The organism is Thalassotalea ponticola (assembly GCF_041379045.1).
Lineage (GTDB): Bacteria > Pseudomonadota > Gammaproteobacteria > Enterobacterales > Alteromonadaceae > Thalassotalea_A > Thalassotalea_A ponticola.
The window spans coordinates 2,514,140-2,532,037 of sequence record NZ_CP166871.1 but is presented as its reverse complement, the minus strand read 5'-3'; the positions used below and the strand labels follow the sequence as shown (position 1 = coordinate 2,532,037).

Sequence of the window (17,898 nt, the reverse complement as noted above, 5' to 3'; positions counted from 1 at the left end):
GGGGGATGATGAACAGCCAACGCGGTTTTACCTTGATTGAATTATTGATAGCTATGGTCATTGGCTTGTTTTTGGTTGCGGGCGCGTTAAGTGTTTTTTCTAGCGTACGCGCCACTACCAAAGAGACCACCAGCCTAGGCTCGCTACAAGAAAATGGTCGCTTTGCGGTGTCAGTACTAACCAGTGACTTATTGCGACAAGGCTTTTGGGGGGAGATGGGGACAACGCTTTCATCAACCGAATTTAAATCGTTGCCCGCACCCGTAGCGGTGGCAAATGATTGTATTGGCGGCGGTGTTAATAACGCTTCTATTCCCTCGAACCTTGGTTATTTTCGCTCCCTTTGGGCAACACTGCCGGCAAGCCAAGAGCCGATGAACTGCATTACGGATGCCAAGATTGGCTCCGATGTTATTCAAATTAAACGCGCTCAATCTGAACCGGTGTTAAGCGCTGAGGTTGTCGCTAGCGATTACTACGTAAAATCGAGCATGGTTTTCAGTGCGATGTTTCGAGGTAGTGATCCAGAGCCTGAATTAACGGGAGCAAAAATTTGGCCGTATCAACATCTGGTCTATTACATTCGCGACGATCAGATAGGCGGTGAATCCGTACCTGTATTAATGCAAGGCCGTTTAGATAACGGCGTTATGCGTTTTGATCCCATTGTTGATGGGATTGAGCATTTACATTTTGAATTTGGTATCGATACCGATAGCGACGGTAACGTCAATATGTTTATTCCTACTGAAAGCATGAGCGATGCGCTGTGGGATCACGAAAACGATAGTAAGATTATTGCCGTCAAACTGTATGTTCTGGCTCGGGATGTATACCAAGACCGCGATTACAGTAACAACAACAGTTATCAGCTAGGTAACAGAACATTAACCTTTAATGGCGACAATTATCGCCGGTTATTGTTTTCAACAACAATAAATCTGTTTAATGCAAGGGTTGAGCAATGGTAACCAAACACAAACAGCAGGGCGTAGTATTACTGGTGGCAATCGTATTGTTAATCGCCTTGACGTCGGTTGCCTCGTTGATGTTACTCAATTCGACGATGGACATGAAAATGTCGGGCGCCAGTCAAGAAAAAGTGATTGCGACGCAAGAAGCGATTGGCGCTAACGATGAGGTGATCTATCAGCAAATCAATTACATGAATGCTGATGGTCAAAACGGTTTTACCTATCAGTTGGGTAAATATGACAAAGAAAATGGTATTGATGTGGTTGTAGATGGCGAATATGTCAAAGCCAGCATTCATCGAACTACTGACGATGAAATTGAATTTGACTGCCCGTATTCACAAGCGGCATCGTCAATTCAAGTATTTAAATGCAATTTGCTCAGCGTCAAAGCGCTAAAAGCCTATGGTCGACGAGTAGAAGAAGATACGCCGAGTACTGAACAACTTGAACAGGCCAAATATCACAAGGTGGAAGTCACTTCGGGTATTGCGCAACAGTTATTAAATTTGGGGAACTAGCATGAAACGAATGATCTCATTTATATCTATGGTGTTCTTGCTGCCTATATCTGCGATACAGGCAGAAGATATCGAGCTGTATGTTGGTGACAACACACATCGACAAGCGCAAAAGCCGCAAGTGCTGTTGATTTTTGACACGTCTGGCAGTATGCAAACTGAAGAGTTGGTGGCTAAGCCACCTTATGATCCCAATGTGGTCTACCCACCGCTAGCGAATGAGCCGGCTGAAGAGCATATTTACTTTTCTCGCCAAGGCGGCGCCGATCCAAGTATTAATGATACGCGCAAATTTCTCAAAAATAACAACAGCTGTGCTCACGGGCAAACCATTTTGGACAGTCAAGGCATCTATTTAGGTAGTGTGTCATATTACCGACCACCAGGTACTGAAGACACGTTTAGCCGCAACGGAATCTGGCTTGGTATTAAAAATAACGTCGACTTAAACTCGGCTATCATAGATTGTCAGGATGACCTGATCTATTCAAATCCCAACAACGCCCCAGCCGTTGGTGTACAAGGTTACCCCAGTGCGAGTCCGGCGCTATTAGAAGATCAAAGTGCACCGGTTCCTTACACAAGTGAAAAAGATGTCGAGAATCCTGTGCGATTTACCAACAGTGTTACCTTGTACTCACGCAATTATGTACGTTGGTTAGCGCTTGGCGAGACCGTACCTAAGTCGCGCTTAGAGATAGCCAAAGAAGTGTCGACTAAACTGATATCGTCGGCGCCATCGGTAGACTTTGGCTTAATGACCTTCAACAAGAATGACACCAATGGCATTTCCGATGGTGGGCGAGTGGTATTTGGTATCGACGATATGACCAACGCCAATCGCGACAGTTTAATTAGTATGATTAACAACGAAATTGTCGCCGATGGATGGACGCCGCTGTGTGAAACCTTGTATGAAGCGGCGATGTACTTAGGTGGCAAGCCGGTCACCTTTGGCATGTTAGAGCCGGAACGCTCACCTAAATTAGATTCAACTGTGGTTGACAATTCTAAATACAACCCCCCTTATCGCGATTGTGCCAATGAAGTGTTTGTCATTTTAGTCACCGATGGGGCGCCAACTCGCGACAAAGATGCTGATAATCTAGTGAAAGTGTTAGACGGTTACAAATATATCAACGACGGTGGCACTAACAACATGATGCCATCGCTCGCCTACTGGATGCGCAACAACGATATCAACGCCACCTTGCCAGGGAAGCAAATTGCCACCACGTACACCGTTGGTTATGGTCAAGACGCCGTTGACAAAGCAGGTAAGTTACTCACCCTAACCGCTGAGGCCGGCGGTGGTAAGTACTTCGCCGCAGAAAGCGCAGATAAATTGCTTGCCTCATTACAGTCGGCGCTACTCGATATTTTGCAAATGAATACCAGTTTTACCTCGCCGTCGATTTCATCAAACAACTTTGACCGCACCGAAACACTCGACTCGGTTTATTATGCGATGTTTTTACCCGAACGCGGTGCGCGCTGGTCTGGCAATATTAAAAAGTTAAAAATTGTTGACGACCGACAAGTCGATCGCGACGGTGCCAATGCGATAGATACCTCAGGTAACATTCGGCCAATGGCAAAAACCTATTGGTCAACATCAACCGAGCCCGATGGCCCGAATGTGAACCAAGGTGGCGTGGCAGACATGATGCGCAGCAAAACCTCGCGTAAAGTACTCAGTAACGTCGGTCCGGCTGATAGTTTAGTCGAGTTAACACTGGGCACTGCAACATCGAGCTTTGGCGATCAAGCAACCCTTGCCAGCTTTATGAATATCGACCCTGCGTCGCTGCAAGGTACGCTCGATTGGCACAAGGGATTAGATGTACTCGACGAGGACGACGATGATATCACCAGTGAATATCGCGATAGCGTGATGGGCGACCCATTGCACTCAAAGCCGTTAGTTATTAACTATGGGGGCTCTGCCACCAACCAAGACATCCGCATCATTGTCGGTACCAATTCAGGCGCCATCCACATGTTCCAGGACAGCGGTTTAACCGTTGATGAAACGTGGGCGATTTTACCAAAAGAATACTTTGGTAATGTGAGCCGATTGATGACCAATAGCTCATTAGACGATAAGGTGTACGGCATTGACGGCAGCGCCACGTCATACATTTACGACAAAAATGGCGATGGCACGATAACCGCGTCAGACGGCGATAAAGTCTGGGTGTTTATCGGTTCTCGTCGCGGTGGTTCGGACTATTACGCCTTGGATGTCTCTGACCCTGATATGCCTAAATTAATGTGGCATATTAATAATCAAACCTCGGGGTTTAACGAGCTTGCGCAATCGTGGTCACAGCCGAGAACGGGGTACTCTCGTATCAACTTGGCCGCCGATGGTACGCGTAAACCCGTGTTGTTTATCGGTGGTGGTTACGATACAAACAAAGACAGTGAAGGCCCAGGTAGCAATGACAGTAAAGGACGGGCAATTTATATGCTCGATGCCGAATCTGGCTCCTTGTTATGGAGTGCGACGCCAAATGTGAATAGCGTGGGTCAGCACACGACCTTTACTGGTGCAACCGACAGTATTCCAGCGTCCATTGCCATTATGGATAGTGACAACGACGGTTTTATTGATCGCCTTTACGCGGCAGATACTGGCGCAAATCTATGGCGAGTTGATATGCCGGGCGATCAACCCAATGATTCAGAGACGCCGTGGACGGTCAATAAAATTGCCGCACTCGGAGGTGACTCCGACAGTAACGATCGGCGTTTCTTCGCTGAGCCGTCAGTGGCTCGCAGTTTATTGACTCTGACCGAACAAACCACCATTGATGGTAACACCGTCATCACCCGAAAGGAAAAACCCTATGACGTGTTGCTAGTTGGCAGTGGGGATCGGGCTGATCCGGTAAATGACGACACCGATAACAAGCTGTTTATGATCAAGGATCACAATTTGTTTACTCAATCAATGAGTGGGGTTAATGCGCCACCGATAGTGACGATTGATGATTTATACGATTACAGCGATAACCCATACGCCGATACCAGTAATTTAGACGCACTTGATCTGGCCGTTTCCAGTAAAAACGGTTGGTACATAGACCTTGAGGAAAGTGGTGAGAAAAGCTTATCGGCGGCAATTGCCGTGTCTGGTGTTGCCTATTTTAACTCGTTTGTTCCAGCAGAAGATTCGTCTGCTGCCGATGGCGAGATCATGCAATGTCAACTTGAAACCGGAAACGGTTATTTATACGCTGTAGACTTAGAAACCGGCGAAACCGTGTACAACTGGCGTCAACTTTATGTTGGTAGCAGTATTCCAGATACGCCAACGGTTATTATTCCACCGGTTACCGACACCAATCAAACAGTGAGTAAAATTCGCTTTGTTGGCGTCGGCTCAGGCGATGGCGAGGGAACCATTACCTTGTGTAACGCCAAAAACTGTGATCAAACCCAGGGTATTTCGTTGAAAACAATGCGTACCTACCTATATGTTGGAGAGTGATAATGGGCCATAAGGGCGGTTTTACATTAATTGAACTCATGGTAGTCGTGGCAATTGTCGGTATTTTAGCGTCGATTGCCCTGCCGAGCTATTCAGAATATGTGACGCGAACAAACCGCACGGAGGCACATCGGGAATTAATCCGCATCGCTAACTTACAGGAGCAGTACTATGTCGATCACAGGAAATATACAGCGTCGTTGAGCTCACTGGGATTATCAGCGGACTCTTATGTCACTGAAAATAATTTGTATCAGATTGATGCTACTGTGGCTAATGGTGGCTTTACCTTAACCGCTGTGCCACTCGGCAGCCAACAAAGTCGAGATACACAGTGTCAATCATTAGCGATAACTGATACCGGCAAGCGTTTGGCAAGTTCGCCACAATGTTGGGAGAATTAATCATGAAAATAACTTTGCTTTCAATGAGTTTACTGTCTTTGTTTACGGCAAGTGGCGCACTGGCCAAGCAAGTCAATACAGCGCCACAATACAGTGCCTCGAACCCTCGGGTTGAAATGAAATGTCATGTTGTCTTGGCGGATAACAGCGAGCGCTTGTATTTTGCCGCACTTCCTAAAAAGGAAGTGAAAAGTTTACCGAGTAGATTGCAAAACAAGGGCGTACCAACCAAACGAGCGTACGAGCGCACTCATGTACAAGACGTGGTTGAATGCGTGCCTCTTGAAGAGCCCTTTTCGGCGCGGTTAAGTCGCGAACTCGATGCGAAGACAGGCCGTTAAGGCTGGCGTAACAGCGCAGTAACACCAGCTTTAACCGTTCAAACATCATGCCTTGTAAGGTGGATGAGGGCACCGTTTTGTGTAAGGTAACATAATCTACAACCTCGCTTATTTACATCGTCATCAATGACAAACCTTCCTTTGCTAATCCATTTATTGTCACTGTTTGCGTCAAAGGTCGTCATAGCTAAATGAATATGACCTTAATTCGCTGTTTGCGACTGGCGATAAACCCGCTATGCCGGTGTTAAAATACCTTGTTAGCGACATTAGTTGAATTGCAGCGTTGACTCAACGCTAGATATCGATGGCAATACGCAATAACTCTGCGCATTGATGGCACACAAAAGTATGCACGATTAAATGCGTACTGGAAATGATCATTTTGGAAAAGCACATAAAGGCCGCTGGTAGCGGTTAGCTTTGCCTATCGACAACACTAAAGGGCTCAGTGTTGTTTTGCACCGACTGGGCAATGTGGTCGAGTTGACGTAAGCTGACAAGGCGTTAACCGTTATCCTCCACAACTCACTTCATTGCCATTTCTGTCTTCATCAATACCATCGCCATCAATATCCGTGGTTTGGTATACCGAGCCTGAAAACGAGGTAACAACACCGCGATTGTATTTACTGCCATCGGATGGGCAATAAGCAAATACCCGTGATTGATTATCTATACGGCTGCCATTTGATGCAAATAAAATACTATCAGCAGAAAATGCCAGTGTATCTTTGCTGTCGATTGGGTTCTTGATACTAATGATGTCGTCATATTCTGGCGAGTATGTTTGCGTACCGTCATTATCGGTAAACACGGTAATTTCACCAGCCCAATTGCCCGAACACACACCTGAACCGGTCAGAGGGCAAATAACGACATTCTGATTAGCCGAAATAGCGGCATTTCTCGCCGTAAGTAACAGTCGATGTAGGTGAGACACCTCATTATCAACACGCGTTTTAACGATAAAATCGCGTAAATTTGGCACCCCAACTGAAGCTAAAATAGCAATAATTGACACGACAACCATCAATTCAATTAACGTCATACCACGAATCGCTTTCATTTTTTATATCTTTGTTATTATTGGTCTTTTCACTATAGCAGAGAAAATGAATGTTGCCATATTGTACTGCTTTTGTTGATAAATTAATCGTTAATAGTAAGTTTTACCAGTCAAACGCTATTTTATCTGAGATACGCCGTGCCTTGACTATACTGATGGTATCGGCGCTTTATTATCAATACTCGATGGCTGAGTGAGTTTATCATCGCTATCTGTGTCGCTAACATCGCCTCGACGCGTTTTTTATCTTATTGATCGGTTCACGTATGCTAAAGTGGAAAAATCATGCAGCGAAATCAATATCTTTGGCCATTGTATGTATCTATAGAGAAACACACCAAGCAATTTGACGGGTGGTCAAGTGAGCAGTGGGCAGTGACTCAGTTTCTCAGTGCGACACAGCCGAGGCCCAAAGATGCCCATTTGGTGTTTCTTGAGCTGTTCTTAGATGAGCGGGCCAGTTATCGCTTGAACCTCGATCTCGACAACCCGAAATTGTTTATTATTTGTGATCAACTCGACGATGGGCGTTGGCTTCCCACGTCGGTCACTGCCGAGCAAAGTATCGCCACTGCCTGCTTAGAGTCCGATACACCGGTTATTTCAATTGATATGCCAACCGCTATTGCGTGTTGGATAGAGCGTTTTATTAGTGTTCACGGCGAGGTTGCTATTTGCGCTCATCGACGCAAACACGTGGATAGAAAAAAGGAACAACGCAAGTAAGTGCACAATGAGCGCTCATTCAGCAACAAAGGAATCGTTTTAGCGATGACTATAATTGTCGAGATGGCTATATCGTTTGCGATTAGCACATGGCGAGATGCCAAGACATTGCTCGTAACTCTCTCGCCCTACTAGCAATAGAAGTGATAGCAGAAAATGATGATTTTTACTCGCGTATACCGTCGTTGGCTCGCCTACTTGGCGAAAAATCCTGTGCGAGATACAACAGATGAACCGCAGCAAATAGACTCTCGGGCAACAGCGACTCACCGCGGCGATGATCTACGCCAGAGCTGCAATCAAACCACCGTTGTAAATATTGAACACAGCGACAGCGCGGTGATAGATAAGAAAACGTCGTCTCTAAACTCAGCCCCAAGAGTAGGTGGTGATAGTCAACCAGGCGATAAACCAACACTAGCCCAGCAAAAATCTGCCCAAAAAAACTCGCCTAATATCGTGAGCAGCGACCCTTTGCCCGACCCTAATGAGATCGAGATTGGTGGCAGTTTTGCGCGTTTTTTAGCGGATGATGTTGATCAAAAAAGTCAAACATCTGCCCTGCAAATGTTGTGGAAGCAACCTCATTATCAGGTGTTGGATGGTCTAGAACAATGCGATCAAGACTTTTCTAATCAACCTAGGTTGTTAGACTCAGAAAAGCAACAGCTAATAAAGCAAGTCTACCGTCACTTAGTAAAAGATGATCAACACTTAGAGGAAGACGAGAGCGCGAGATGTACAGCTGATATTGACGATGGCGAAGCAGGTGATCTAACAACCGATGCAAAGCCGATAGAGAACACAGACCGCAGTACCGTCGAACAACACCTCGATAGTGAGCAAAACCCAGACGTTGAGCTCGGGCGTGATAAAGCCCAGCGGTAATGGCTTTGATGATGGAGGAGTGTGTTTACCCCACCGCGCTAAGCCCTATTTCAGATTGATGATTATTGCCTTTACAACTAGCGCCACATGTATTGTAGAGAATTACTACAAGCGTGCCTATACTTAAATTTCAATAGCTTAGAATAAAGTAATCACAGTTAGCTAGGGCTGTGTTGATATCGATAATACATGGACATGCGCATGAACAGCGATTACCGAAAGATTCGTCAGCAACTTTACCGAAAACACCCACCGTATCACAACTTAATTCCAGTAACGGTATCCTATCAAACGACTGGTACTATTCTTATTATTGGTCCAGAAGATCTGATCCGTTTGGCCAGCGGTCAGTTTGACAGCAGGAAAAGGGTTACCCTATTGGCTACCGAGCCGATAAGCCGTAACCAACAAGCGTACTTAGAACACGTTATGCAGCAAAGTCAGTCGCAAACGGTATATTATGCAAAATTGCATTCAATCAGTGGTTTTTTAGGACAGTTTAACGTGTTGGTCGAGCAACAAGGTTCGCTGTTCAATTTGGCCGAAGGCAGCATACAAAAACCCCATTTTGATTTGATTATTGATTTGGGGCAAAGTGTCTACTGCCAAGCGCCACTGTTACCTGTAGGCTATTTTCATCCGGCAAGTGATGACCAAGCGCTGCAAAAAATTATTGACAGTATTGATGATTACATCGGTGAGTTTGAAAAGCCACGCTACGTATCGGTCGAGCACAAAAGTTGTGCTCATTCGCGCAATGATTTATCAGGTTGTACGCGATGTGTCGATGTTTGCTCTGCTGATGCAATTCGAGTCGTCGACAATAACATCGATATTGATCCGTATCTGTGTCATGGCAGTGGCACATGCGTCAGTGCGTGTCCGACAGAATCAATACGTTACGATTTGCCTCCTGCAGAGTCAATGCTTTACAACACGCGGGCGGTGATAAGGGAGTACTTTCAGCAAACGCGTTATAAACCTGTGTTGGTGATTCACGATACAAGCTTTGAACAGGACAAATTGTTAGCCGATTTACCGGAACACTTTTTATCGCTGTCGCTAGAGCAGGTACCCATAATTGCGGTTCCACATTTACTGGCCTTTATGGCTTGGGGAGCAGAGCGAGTTTTGTTGATTGAGTCAACGGCGCTAAGTGAGACGGCAAAAGCGCAATTAAACGACCAAGTCAACTTGGCTAATGCATTGATGGCTCACATCCAGTTACCAACTTCTATCAACGTATTAGCTGAGCACCAGTTGCTCGATGACAAGCTGGCTGAGCTAGCGAGCTTTTACCGGCAAGACCAACACATTGCTGCTATTGCCAGTGCTGACTTTAGCAGCGAGCACAAACAGTCCTTGTTCTATCACGCTCTTGATCATCTAACTGAGTCGGTATTGGCTATTACTCAAAGTGATACAGAGATAACCCAGATTGATCATTTCTTCGCTGATAATTTAGATAAAGGGGCAATTAGCGTGGCAGATGATTGTACCTTGTGCATGGGCTGTGTTGCTTCCTGTCCAACAGGAGCATTAATCGCTGATGAAGCGTCTCCTCAACTCAGTTTTGTTGAGCGGGACTGCATCCAGTGTGGCTTGTGTCAAGCAGCGTGTCCCGAAAACGTCATTAGCCTAAACAGTCGGGTAAATTTAAATGCGAATCAGCGCAATCAACCGGTGGTGCTAAAACAGGAAGCGCCATTTTTGTGTATTACTTGTGGTCAACCATTTGCCACCCAGTCGATGGTCGAGCGCATGTTATCGACACTAGCCGAGCACAGCGCATTTTTAGGTCACAGTGAACGCCTTAAAATGTGTGCCGATTGTCGAGTCAAAGATATGGTCAGTGAGGTGATTGCCAATCCAAGTAAGCAACTCAAGTAACGGCTAAACGCGCACGTCGATAGATATTGTTAATCACACGTATTCATACGGAGAATCAAATGGCCTTACCAACAGAGAGTGACTCGTTTAGACGTGATGTCTATTTATTACTCGCTGCGTTACTGCGCGATGCACCTAAAGCCGAATTACTCGAGCTACTGGGTTCGTTAGACGTAGATCTACAGCAGGCGGATAATCGTCAGTTATTAACGGCCTTTTTACAGTTAAAGCAAGAAGCGAACAAGGCGTCACCTACTCAGTTAAACGATGCTTACTTTAATTTGTTTATCGGTCTGTCGTTCGGTGACATTTACTTGTACGCGGGGTGGTATAACGAGCAAAAATTAATGTCGCACAGCTTAGCCAAGTTGCGTCACTACTTAAGCACTATTGGTTTTACCAGACAGACTGAGATCAAAGAGCCTGAAGACCATATCTCTGCACTTTGTGAAGTTATGGCTATACTTATTGACAATGACAGCCAACATCAGCAATTAGTGTTTTTTGAACAATTTGTTGGTACTTGGTATGACGGCTTATGTCAGGCGTTAATCGACAACCAAATAAGTTCATTTTACGCCAATGTCGGACGTGTTATGCGCGCGTTTTTACAGCAGGAAAAAGCGCTGTTTGAACGCTTAAATGTGGCGGTGTCACAGCGCTAAAGCACCACTTTAGAGGCTGAGTAACCGTATGAAAAAACTCCACCAACCTCAACGTCGACGCGTGTTAAAGCTATTGGGCGTTGTCAGTGCAACGGGCGTGGTGATACCAACTGTTGCAGTTCCCAAAGCTGACGATACGACCCGCGACGACAAGCAAACGTCGAGTGGTTATCGAGAAACGGCACACATTCGTCAATTTTATCAAACCTTGAGAGACTAGAGGATATACGTGATGAAGTTGACTCGTAAACAGCATTTACCCACCGAGCAAGCCGCTCACTGTGAGCATCAGCAAACGCGACGTCAATTTTTAAAAACCGCGGGTATGACCGCCACGGGTGTGGCGTCAGCCGGTCTTTTGGGGCCGGCGATGATGCGCAAAACTCAGGCTAGCGAATATATAGACAAAAACGTGCCAACCACAGTAAAACGAAGCATATGCAGTGCGTGTGCCGTTGGTTGCGGGATATATGCGGAAGTGCAAAATGGCGTTTGGACCGGGCAAGAGCCGGCGTTTGATCACCCGATCTCTCAGGGCAGTCACTGTGCTAAAGGGGCTGCTGAAAGGGAACACGGCCAAGGCAAACGCCGAGTTCGCTATCCACTAAAATTGGTTGATGGCAAGTGGCAACGACTATCTTGGCAACAAGCTCTTGGTGAAATAACCGGTAAAATGAAAACCATTCGCAAGGAGTCAGGTCCCGACTCGGTGTACTTTATGGGCAGTGCCAAGTTTTCCAACGAAAGCGCCTACTTATATCGAAAGTTGGCGGCGCTTTGGGGAACCAATAACATTGACCATTCGGCGCGTATATGCCATTCGACTACCGTTGCCGGAGTGGCTAATACCTGGGGCTATGGTGCGCAAACCAATACATTGAATGACCTGCACAATTCAAAGGCCATTTTATTGATCGGTGCAAACCCTGCAGAAGCACACCCGATTGCGATGAAACACATTTTGCAAGCCAAAGAAAAGGGCGCCAAACTGGTGGTCGCAGATCCGCGCTATACCCGCACCGCCGCCCACTCTCATTTGTATTGTAGCTTGCGACCTGGTACTGATATTCCGTTTATTTACGGCTTGTTGTGGCATATTTTTGACAATGGCTGGGAAGATAAAGAGTTTATAAAGTCGCGGGTCTTTGCCATGGAAAACATTCGCGAAGAGGTGAAGAAATTTGACCCAGATACCGTTAGTGATATTACCGGTGTCGACAAACAAACGCTTTTTCAGGCGGCAAAAACAATAGCGGATAATCGGCCCGGCTGTATTGTTTGGTGTATGGGTGGAACCCAACATCACATCGGTAATTCCAATACCCGCATTTACTGTATTTTGCAGTTGGCACTGGGCAATATCGGTGTCAGTGGCGGCGGCGCCAATATACTGCGCGGTCACGATAATGTGCAAGGTGCCACCGATGTTGGCGTCTTATTCGACACACTACCAGGCTATTACGGTCTGACGACGGGGGCTTGGCAGCATTGGTGTCGGGTATGGGACTTAGATTACGAGTGGGTCAAAGCCAACTTTGATCAGGGGGAATATTTAGGTCGACAACCGATGACCAGTCCCGGTATTCCCTGCTCTCGATGGCACGATGGTGTGCTCGAGGATAAAAAAGACGTTGCCCAAGCAGACAACATTCGCTTAGCGTTTTTTTGGGGACAGTCGGTTAATACCGAAACACGTCAAAATGAAGTGCGAGACGCACTCGATAAATTGGAAACCATCGTCGTTGTCGATCCCTATCCAACAATGGCTGCCGTGCTGCACAATCGCAGTGACGGGGTTTACATCCTTCCCGCGGGCACCTGCTATGAATCTCACGGCAGTGTGACCAATACCAGCCGCTCGATGCAGTGGCGAGAGCAGGTTATAGAGCCGTTATTTGAAGCCAAAGCCGATACCGATATCATGTATCTGATAGCTCAGCATTTGGGCATTGCTGAGCAACTGACTAAAAACATCGCCAAAACCGCTAACGGGATTTCAATCGAGGATATTTGTCGCGAATACAATCGCGGCATGTGGACTATTGGCATGTCAGGACAAAGTCCAGAACGACTTAAGTATCACACCATGCACTGGGGCGAGTTCAGTGTAAAAGATTTAGTAGCTACGAGCGGTGAGGCCAAAGGTGAAGTGTACGGATTGCCTTGGCCTTGTTGGGGCACACCAGAAATGCGTCATCCTGGATCACCGATACTGTACAACACCAACGTACACGTTAAACAGGGAGGCTCCAATTTTCGCGCGCGATTTGGAGTTGAATATCAAGGCGAGAGTTTGTTAGCTGACGGTACCTATTCTAAAGGCTCTGACATCAAAGGAGGCTATCCAGAGTTTAGTAGTGAAATGCTCAAACAGCTCGGTTGGTGGGACGAGCTCAGTGACGAAGAAAAACAACAAGCAGAAGGGCGCAACTGGAAAAACGATCTGTCTGGGGGCATTATCCGCGTCGCCTTAGAGCACGGTTGTTCTCCCTACGGTAATGCAAAAGCACGTTGCTTGGTATGGACCTTCCCCGACCCAGTCCCCATTCACCGTGAACCTTTGTATGCGCCGCGCCGCGACTTGGTAGCGAAATACCCAACTTACGACGATATGCGCGTGCATCGCTTACCGACTTTGTATCGGTCAATCCAAGAACAAGACTTTACTGATCGCTATCCTTTACAGCTCAGTTCCGGTCGCTTAGTCGAATACGAAGGCGGCGGCGAAGAGACTCGAACCAATGAATGGTTAGCCGAATTACAACAGGAAATGTTTGTTGAGATCAACCCAGAAGATGCAGCCCAGCGCAATATCAAACATTGGGATGACGTTTGGTTAGAAGGCGCTGAGGGTGGGCGTATCAAGATAAAAGCAATGGTAACGCCTCGTGTTCTCAAAGGGTTGGCGTGGATGCCATTTCACTTTGCTGGTGTGATGAGTGGAGAAAACTTGATTGACAAATATCCCGAAGGAACGGCTCCGTATGTGTTAGGAGAGTCAGCCAATACGGCACTGACGTACGGTTATGATCCCGTCACTCAAATGCAAGAAACAAAATGTTCGTTGTGCCAAATAGAAAAGGCGTAATACATCGTAACGACAAGGTTAAACTATGATCAAAATGAAGTTTTTATGTGACACTGAACGTTGTATTGAATGCAACGGATGTGTTACGGCGTGTAAAAATGAAAATGACACCGCGCTTCAGTGGGGGATCCAACGGCGTCGCGTTGTCACGGTAAACGAAGGCAAGCCAGGAGAGGCATCGCTAAGTATTTCATGCATGCACTGTGACGATGCGCCATGTATGCAAGTTTGTCCTGCAAAAGTGATATATAAAACCGATGATGGCATTGTCTTACACGACAAAGATGGCTGTATTGGCTGTGGCTATTGTTTGTATGCGTGTCCTTATGGCGCGCCACAATTTGAACAAAACGGTAACTTTGGTAAACGCGGCAAAATGGATAAATGCACATTTTGCGCAGGTGGGCCCGAACAAGATCACAGTCAAGCAGAACGTGAAAAATACGGCGCAAACCGCATTGCCGAAGGAAAACTTCCCTTGTGTGCTGAGTTTTGTGCAACCAAAGCATTGCTCGCCGGTGATGCCAATATTATCGGCGATATATTCACTAATCGAGTTAACCTGCGCAATGCCAAAAACGTCGGATAACCGAAACAAATGCGTTTTGGAGGGTCTATGAACGCATACTTTAAAAGCATTTTCAACGGACAAGAGTATATCTTGGCCAACGTTTTGAAGTATCTGTATTTGGCATTGTTACTGTTGTTTGTCTCTGCGGCAAATGCCCGTACCGACAACGCGAAAACCGAGTCAACGCCTTATGTCTTATTAGCTGCCGCACAATCCACCACACAGTCCACCACAAAATCTGCTGCTACGTCAGCGCGCAGTGTCGAGCAAGTGATACCAGCAGATGTTCGGGCAGTACTTGAAAGTACCGGTGTAACCTCAGTACAGGACTGGTCAGCATTAGGGGAACAAACATCGGGTTATACCGTATCAACCAGTAAGTTTCATCCACAAGCAATCAACCCTTACGACCTCGGCTTGATCAATATGCGCAGTGATTTAATCGCGCCAGGGTTTATTGTTGCTTTTTTTGGCATGATTATCTTGTTCACTTTATTTTCGCTAATCAATGGCAGCTCGAAGGTAGAAGCCGGCTTTAGCGGTAAAAAAATGAAGCGTTGGTCCGCTTATGATTTATTTATCCACTGGCTTTGCGCCGTACCTTGTATTTTGCTGATTATCTCAGGCATGGTGTTGCTTACTGGCCGCTATTACATAGAGCCTAACGTCAGTGGCTCACTGTGGAATAGCATTATTTATTTGGCAAAAAGCTCTCACGATATACTCGTCTATCCGTTTTTTGCTGGTTGGTTGTTGATTTGTGTCAGTTGGTTAAAAGAGCAGTGGCCACAACGCCATGATTGGAGTTGGTTTAAGGCCGCCGGTGGCTACATAAATATGGGGCCATTTAAAGGCAAACACCCTGATTCGGGATTCGTCAACGCCGGTGAGAAAGTCTGGTTTTGGTGTTTGGTGCTTGCGGGAATATTTTTAATTGCTTCTGGCGCGGTGCTGATGTTTCCGGCGCAACTCGATGCGAGCAGAACGATGAGCGTGTGGGCGCTGTTAGTGCATTCAGGCTCCGCCTTAATTATTGCCGCATTTGCGATAGTACACATATTTATGGCTACCGTGCTCGCTCCGGGCACGTTATCTGCGATGACAACAGGATATGTTGACGAGAACTGGGCAAAGCAGCATCACAATCTTTGGTATGAAAAAGTAACGGGTAAAACCGCTAAAACAGAGCATTGAGAAATTGAGAAGATGGTGCTGTTGTAATGATTAGCCATCGAGGCGATACTGAAGCCGACTAGAGGTGTTCAACGTCGGCTTAATCATCGGAATTTAGTAACGCGCGTAGCGCGGGAGGCTAGTGCGCCAATTAGACGCACAGCTAAGCGCATCGATGTTGTTTGCTTACAAACCTTTCACTTTTTTGTTATTTGGGAAGTTTAACACCATCACTTGACGCGCATTAGTTTGCAATTCAGTTAATCCCAATTCACCATAAGCATCGATCATTATTTCTAATGCTAGTTCAACTTGTGGACTTGGTGAAAAGTTCTCTACTACATAGCGACCGCGGTTAGCTGCAGCTGCGTAGGCTTTGCGTTTCATGAAAAATCGAGCGGCCGCTAATTCGTAGTCAGCTAAACGACTTTTGATCGCTAGCATGCGTTGATGTGCATCGGTTGCGTACTTACTGTTCGGATATTGAATTAATATCGTTTTAAAGTCATTAAAGGCAGCTCGTGCATGTTGTGGGTCGCGATCAGAACGGTCGATACCGGCAACTTCTTGGAATAAGTTTTCTTGTTGCGATAAATTAATTAGGCCGCGAATGTAGTATACGTAATCAACGTCTTTGTGATTGGGATTTAAACGCAAAAAGCGGTCGGCCAGTGCAATACCTTGTGCAGCGTCACCTGATTTGTAATACGCGTAAAGAAGGTCGAGTTGTACCTGATGAGATATCGCACCGAATGGGTAGCGCGAGTCGATCGCCGATAAAATAGGGATCGCTTTTAAATACAGGCCATTATTTAATGCGCTACGGGCATCTTCATACAGTGCCTGCGCTGATTTATCTGGAACCTTTTCAACATCTTTTGGCGATGAAGAGCAACCGGCTAATCCAAGGAATAGCGAGAGAGTCGCAATTTTTAATGTAAACTTGTTCATAGTGATAGGATATTAACCTTAAAAATAATTATGGCAGCGGTGCCCTATACGGGTAAAATAGCGCTACATATTTGTTATGTTTGCATTCTAACCTAGCTTTTGTGTTTTTCACAAACTTAAAGAGATATTAATGACTGAAATAATAGAACACCAGCACATCGTACCTGATTCATGCTTGGGTAAGCGTTTAGACCAAACGCTAGCCAGCCTTTTTCCGGAGTACTCGCGCTCTCGTTTAAAAGATTGGATTGTCCAAGGGAATGTCAAAGTTAATGGTGCGGTGATAACCAAAGCCCGCGAAAAAATGCTCGGTGGTGAATCTATACATCTTAGTGCGCAGATTGAACCCGAAGTTCATTTTGAAGCGCAAGATATTGAACTTAATATTGTTTACGAAGATGACGACATTCTGGTTATCAATAAACCGGCTGGACTCGTCGTTCACCCTGGAGCGGGTAACCCTGATGGCACGGTATTAAATGCGCTTTTACACCACTGTCCTGATCTTGAGTTACTGCCGCGTGCAGGGATTGTCCATCGTCTGGATAAAGACACCACAGGCTTAATGGTCGTAGCGAAATCGATAGCCGCGCAAACCGCCTTAGTTGAAGCGCTGCAAGCGCGTGAGATTACCCGTGAATATGAAGCGATTGCCAACGGGGTGATGACGGCAGGCGGCGTTGTTGATGAGCCAATCGGTCGTCATGCCACCAAGCGCACCCATATGGCAGTAACCATGTCTGGAAGGCCTTCAGTAACGCATTATCGAGTCATGGAAAAGTACCGTAATCACACTCGCTTGCGCTTGCGCCTTGAAACCGGACGAACCCATCAAATTCGCGTACACATGGCACATATATCTCATCCGCTAGTCGGAGATCCTGTATACGGCGGTAGACCTCGCCCTCCCAAGGGAGCATCTGCCGAGCTGCTTGATTTGTTGCGAGGTTTTAAACGGCAAGCGTTACATGCCACCATGCTGTCGTTATATCACCCTATTTCAGGTGAGTTGATGACTTGGCATGCCCCAGTTCCACAAGATATGGTGGCAATTTGCGATGCGTTAAAAGCTGATGCAAAATTGCATCACCAAGAAGAATATTAATCCTCATTACTGGTGCCAAGAGCTAAATACTCACTG

At 46.3% G+C, this 17,898-nt stretch carries 16 protein-coding genes; 14 read left to right on the top strand and 2 right to left on the bottom strand.

Features of this window, described 5'->3' with window-relative positions; translation table 11 throughout:
- The first annotated feature begins 5 nt into the window (after positions 1-5).
- From ACAY30_RS11030 to ACAY30_RS11010, 5 genes are read left to right on the top strand one after another with little or no spacing between them, the layout of a single operon-like run.
- Entirely contained in the window at positions 6-971 is a 966-nt protein-coding gene (locus tag ACAY30_RS11030; RefSeq protein ID WP_290252818.1) for a PilW family protein, read from the top strand.
- A complete protein-coding gene (locus ACAY30_RS11025; protein ID WP_290252817.1) occupies positions 965-1,495 on the top strand; it encodes a hypothetical protein in 531 nt (176 codons plus the stop codon). Before ACAY30_RS11030 ends, ACAY30_RS11025 begins: the two co-directional genes overlap by 7 nt.
- A gap of 1 nt (position 1,496) precedes the next feature.
- Positions 1,497-4,991 carry a pilus assembly protein gene (locus tag ACAY30_RS11020; protein WP_290252816.1) on the top strand — a complete coding sequence of 1,165 codons (3,495 nt, stop codon included), beginning with the start codon at positions 1,497-1,499 and terminating at the stop codon, positions 4,989-4,991.
- A 2-nt stretch (positions 4,992-4,993) separates the two neighbouring features.
- The gene (locus ACAY30_RS11015) at positions 4,994-5,395 is read left to right on the top strand and encodes a type IV pilin protein (protein WP_290252815.1); all 402 of its coding nucleotides are present in this window, start codon (positions 4,994-4,996) and stop codon (positions 5,393-5,395) included.
- A 2-nt stretch (positions 5,396-5,397) separates the two neighbouring features.
- Complete coding sequence (locus ACAY30_RS11010) at positions 5,398-5,736, top strand: TapY2 family type IVa secretion system protein (RefSeq protein WP_290252814.1); 339 nt, start codon at positions 5,398-5,400, stop codon at positions 5,734-5,736.
- A 514-nt stretch (positions 5,737-6,250) separates the two neighbouring features.
- Here ACAY30_RS11010 and ACAY30_RS11005 read toward each other — a convergent pair.
- Entirely contained in the window at positions 6,251-6,805 is a 555-nt protein-coding gene (locus tag ACAY30_RS11005; RefSeq protein ID WP_290252813.1) for a GspH/FimT family pseudopilin, read from the bottom strand.
- Between the two features lie 285 nt (positions 6,806-7,090).
- Between ACAY30_RS11005 and ACAY30_RS11000 the strand changes: the two genes are divergently transcribed.
- From ACAY30_RS11000 to ACAY30_RS10965, 8 genes are all read left to right on the top strand, one after another.
- Entirely contained in the window at positions 7,091-7,531 is a 441-nt protein-coding gene (locus ACAY30_RS11000; RefSeq protein ID WP_290252812.1) for a DUF3305 domain-containing protein, read from the top strand.
- 156 nt (positions 7,532-7,687) lie between these two features.
- Positions 7,688-8,419, top strand: a complete 732-nt coding sequence (locus tag ACAY30_RS10995; RefSeq protein ID WP_290252811.1) for a DUF3306 domain-containing protein — start codon at positions 7,688-7,690, stop codon at positions 8,417-8,419.
- 201 nt (positions 8,420-8,620) lie between these two features.
- The gene (locus tag ACAY30_RS10990; RefSeq protein ID WP_290252810.1) at positions 8,621-10,309 is read left to right on the top strand and encodes a 4Fe-4S binding protein; all 1,689 of its coding nucleotides are present in this window, start codon (positions 8,621-8,623) and stop codon (positions 10,307-10,309) included.
- A gap of 59 nt (positions 10,310-10,368) precedes the next feature.
- Positions 10,369-10,974: a molecular chaperone gene (locus ACAY30_RS10985; RefSeq protein WP_290252809.1), complete on the top strand. Its 606-nt coding sequence runs from the start codon at positions 10,369-10,371 to the stop codon at positions 10,972-10,974.
- A gap of 28 nt (positions 10,975-11,002) precedes the next feature.
- Positions 11,003-11,194 (top strand): hypothetical protein, encoded by a 192-nt coding sequence (locus ACAY30_RS10980; RefSeq protein WP_290252808.1) that lies wholly within the window; start codon positions 11,003-11,005, stop codon positions 11,192-11,194.
- Positions 11,195-11,206: 12 nt separating this feature from the next.
- Positions 11,207-14,062: a molybdopterin-dependent oxidoreductase gene (locus ACAY30_RS10975; RefSeq protein ID WP_290252807.1), complete on the top strand. Its 2,856-nt coding sequence runs from the start codon at positions 11,207-11,209 to the stop codon at positions 14,060-14,062.
- A 25-nt stretch (positions 14,063-14,087) separates the two neighbouring features.
- A complete protein-coding gene (fdh3B, locus tag ACAY30_RS10970) occupies positions 14,088-14,651 on the top strand; it encodes a formate dehydrogenase FDH3 subunit beta (protein ID WP_290252806.1) in 564 nt (187 codons plus the stop codon).
- Positions 14,652-14,678: 27 nt separating this feature from the next.
- Positions 14,679-15,827 carry a formate dehydrogenase subunit gamma gene (locus ACAY30_RS10965; protein ID WP_290252805.1) on the top strand — a complete coding sequence of 383 codons (1,149 nt, stop codon included), beginning with the start codon at positions 14,679-14,681 and terminating at the stop codon, positions 15,825-15,827.
- 165 nt (positions 15,828-15,992) lie between these two features.
- Here ACAY30_RS10965 and ACAY30_RS10960 read toward each other — a convergent pair whose 3' ends face one another.
- Positions 15,993-16,757: an outer membrane protein assembly factor BamD gene (locus tag ACAY30_RS10960; RefSeq protein WP_290252804.1), complete on the bottom strand. Its 765-nt coding sequence runs from the start codon at positions 16,755-16,757 to the stop codon at positions 15,993-15,995.
- A gap of 130 nt (positions 16,758-16,887) precedes the next feature.
- Between ACAY30_RS10960 and rluD the strand changes: the two genes are divergently transcribed.
- The gene (gene rluD, locus ACAY30_RS10955) at positions 16,888-17,862 is read left to right on the top strand and encodes a 23S rRNA pseudouridine(1911/1915/1917) synthase RluD (protein ID WP_290252803.1); all 975 of its coding nucleotides are present in this window, start codon (positions 16,888-16,890) and stop codon (positions 17,860-17,862) included.
- Positions 17,863-17,898: the final 36 nt, after the last annotated feature.

Bases quoted from the DNA above. Each gene is read 5' to 3' on its own strand.
- ACAY30_RS11030 (WP_290252818.1), top strand. From the start codon at position 6: ATGATGAACAGCCAACGCGGTTTTACCTTGATTGAATTATTGATAGCT.
- ACAY30_RS11025 (WP_290252817.1), top strand. From the start codon at position 965: ATGGTAACCAAACACAAACAGCAGGGCGTAGTATTACTGGTGGCAATC.
- ACAY30_RS11020 (WP_290252816.1), top strand. From the start codon at position 1,497: ATGAAACGAATGATCTCATTTATATCTATGGTGTTCTTGCTGCCTATA.
- ACAY30_RS11015 (WP_290252815.1), top strand. From the start codon at position 4,994: ATGGGCCATAAGGGCGGTTTTACATTAATTGAACTCATGGTAGTCGTG.
- ACAY30_RS11010 (WP_290252814.1), top strand. From the start codon at position 5,398: ATGAAAATAACTTTGCTTTCAATGAGTTTACTGTCTTTGTTTACGGCA.
- ACAY30_RS11005 (WP_290252813.1), bottom strand. From the start codon at position 6,805: ATGAAAGCGATTCGTGGTATGACGTTAATTGAATTGATGGTTGTCGTG.
- ACAY30_RS11000 (WP_290252812.1), top strand. From the start codon at position 7,091: ATGCAGCGAAATCAATATCTTTGGCCATTGTATGTATCTATAGAGAAA.
- ACAY30_RS10995 (WP_290252811.1), top strand. From the start codon at position 7,688: ATGATGATTTTTACTCGCGTATACCGTCGTTGGCTCGCCTACTTGGCG.
- ACAY30_RS10990 (WP_290252810.1), top strand. From the start codon at position 8,621: ATGAACAGCGATTACCGAAAGATTCGTCAGCAACTTTACCGAAAACAC.
- ACAY30_RS10985 (WP_290252809.1), top strand. From the start codon at position 10,369: ATGGCCTTACCAACAGAGAGTGACTCGTTTAGACGTGATGTCTATTTA.
- ACAY30_RS10980 (WP_290252808.1), top strand. From the start codon at position 11,003: ATGAAAAAACTCCACCAACCTCAACGTCGACGCGTGTTAAAGCTATTG.
- ACAY30_RS10975 (WP_290252807.1), top strand. From the start codon at position 11,207: ATGAAGTTGACTCGTAAACAGCATTTACCCACCGAGCAAGCCGCTCAC.
- fdh3B (WP_290252806.1), top strand. From the start codon at position 14,088: ATGATCAAAATGAAGTTTTTATGTGACACTGAACGTTGTATTGAATGC.
- ACAY30_RS10965 (WP_290252805.1), top strand. From the start codon at position 14,679: ATGAACGCATACTTTAAAAGCATTTTCAACGGACAAGAGTATATCTTG.
- ACAY30_RS10960 (WP_290252804.1), bottom strand. From the start codon at position 16,757: ATGAACAAGTTTACATTAAAAATTGCGACTCTCTCGCTATTCCTTGGA.
- rluD (WP_290252803.1), top strand. From the start codon at position 16,888: ATGACTGAAATAATAGAACACCAGCACATCGTACCTGATTCATGCTTG.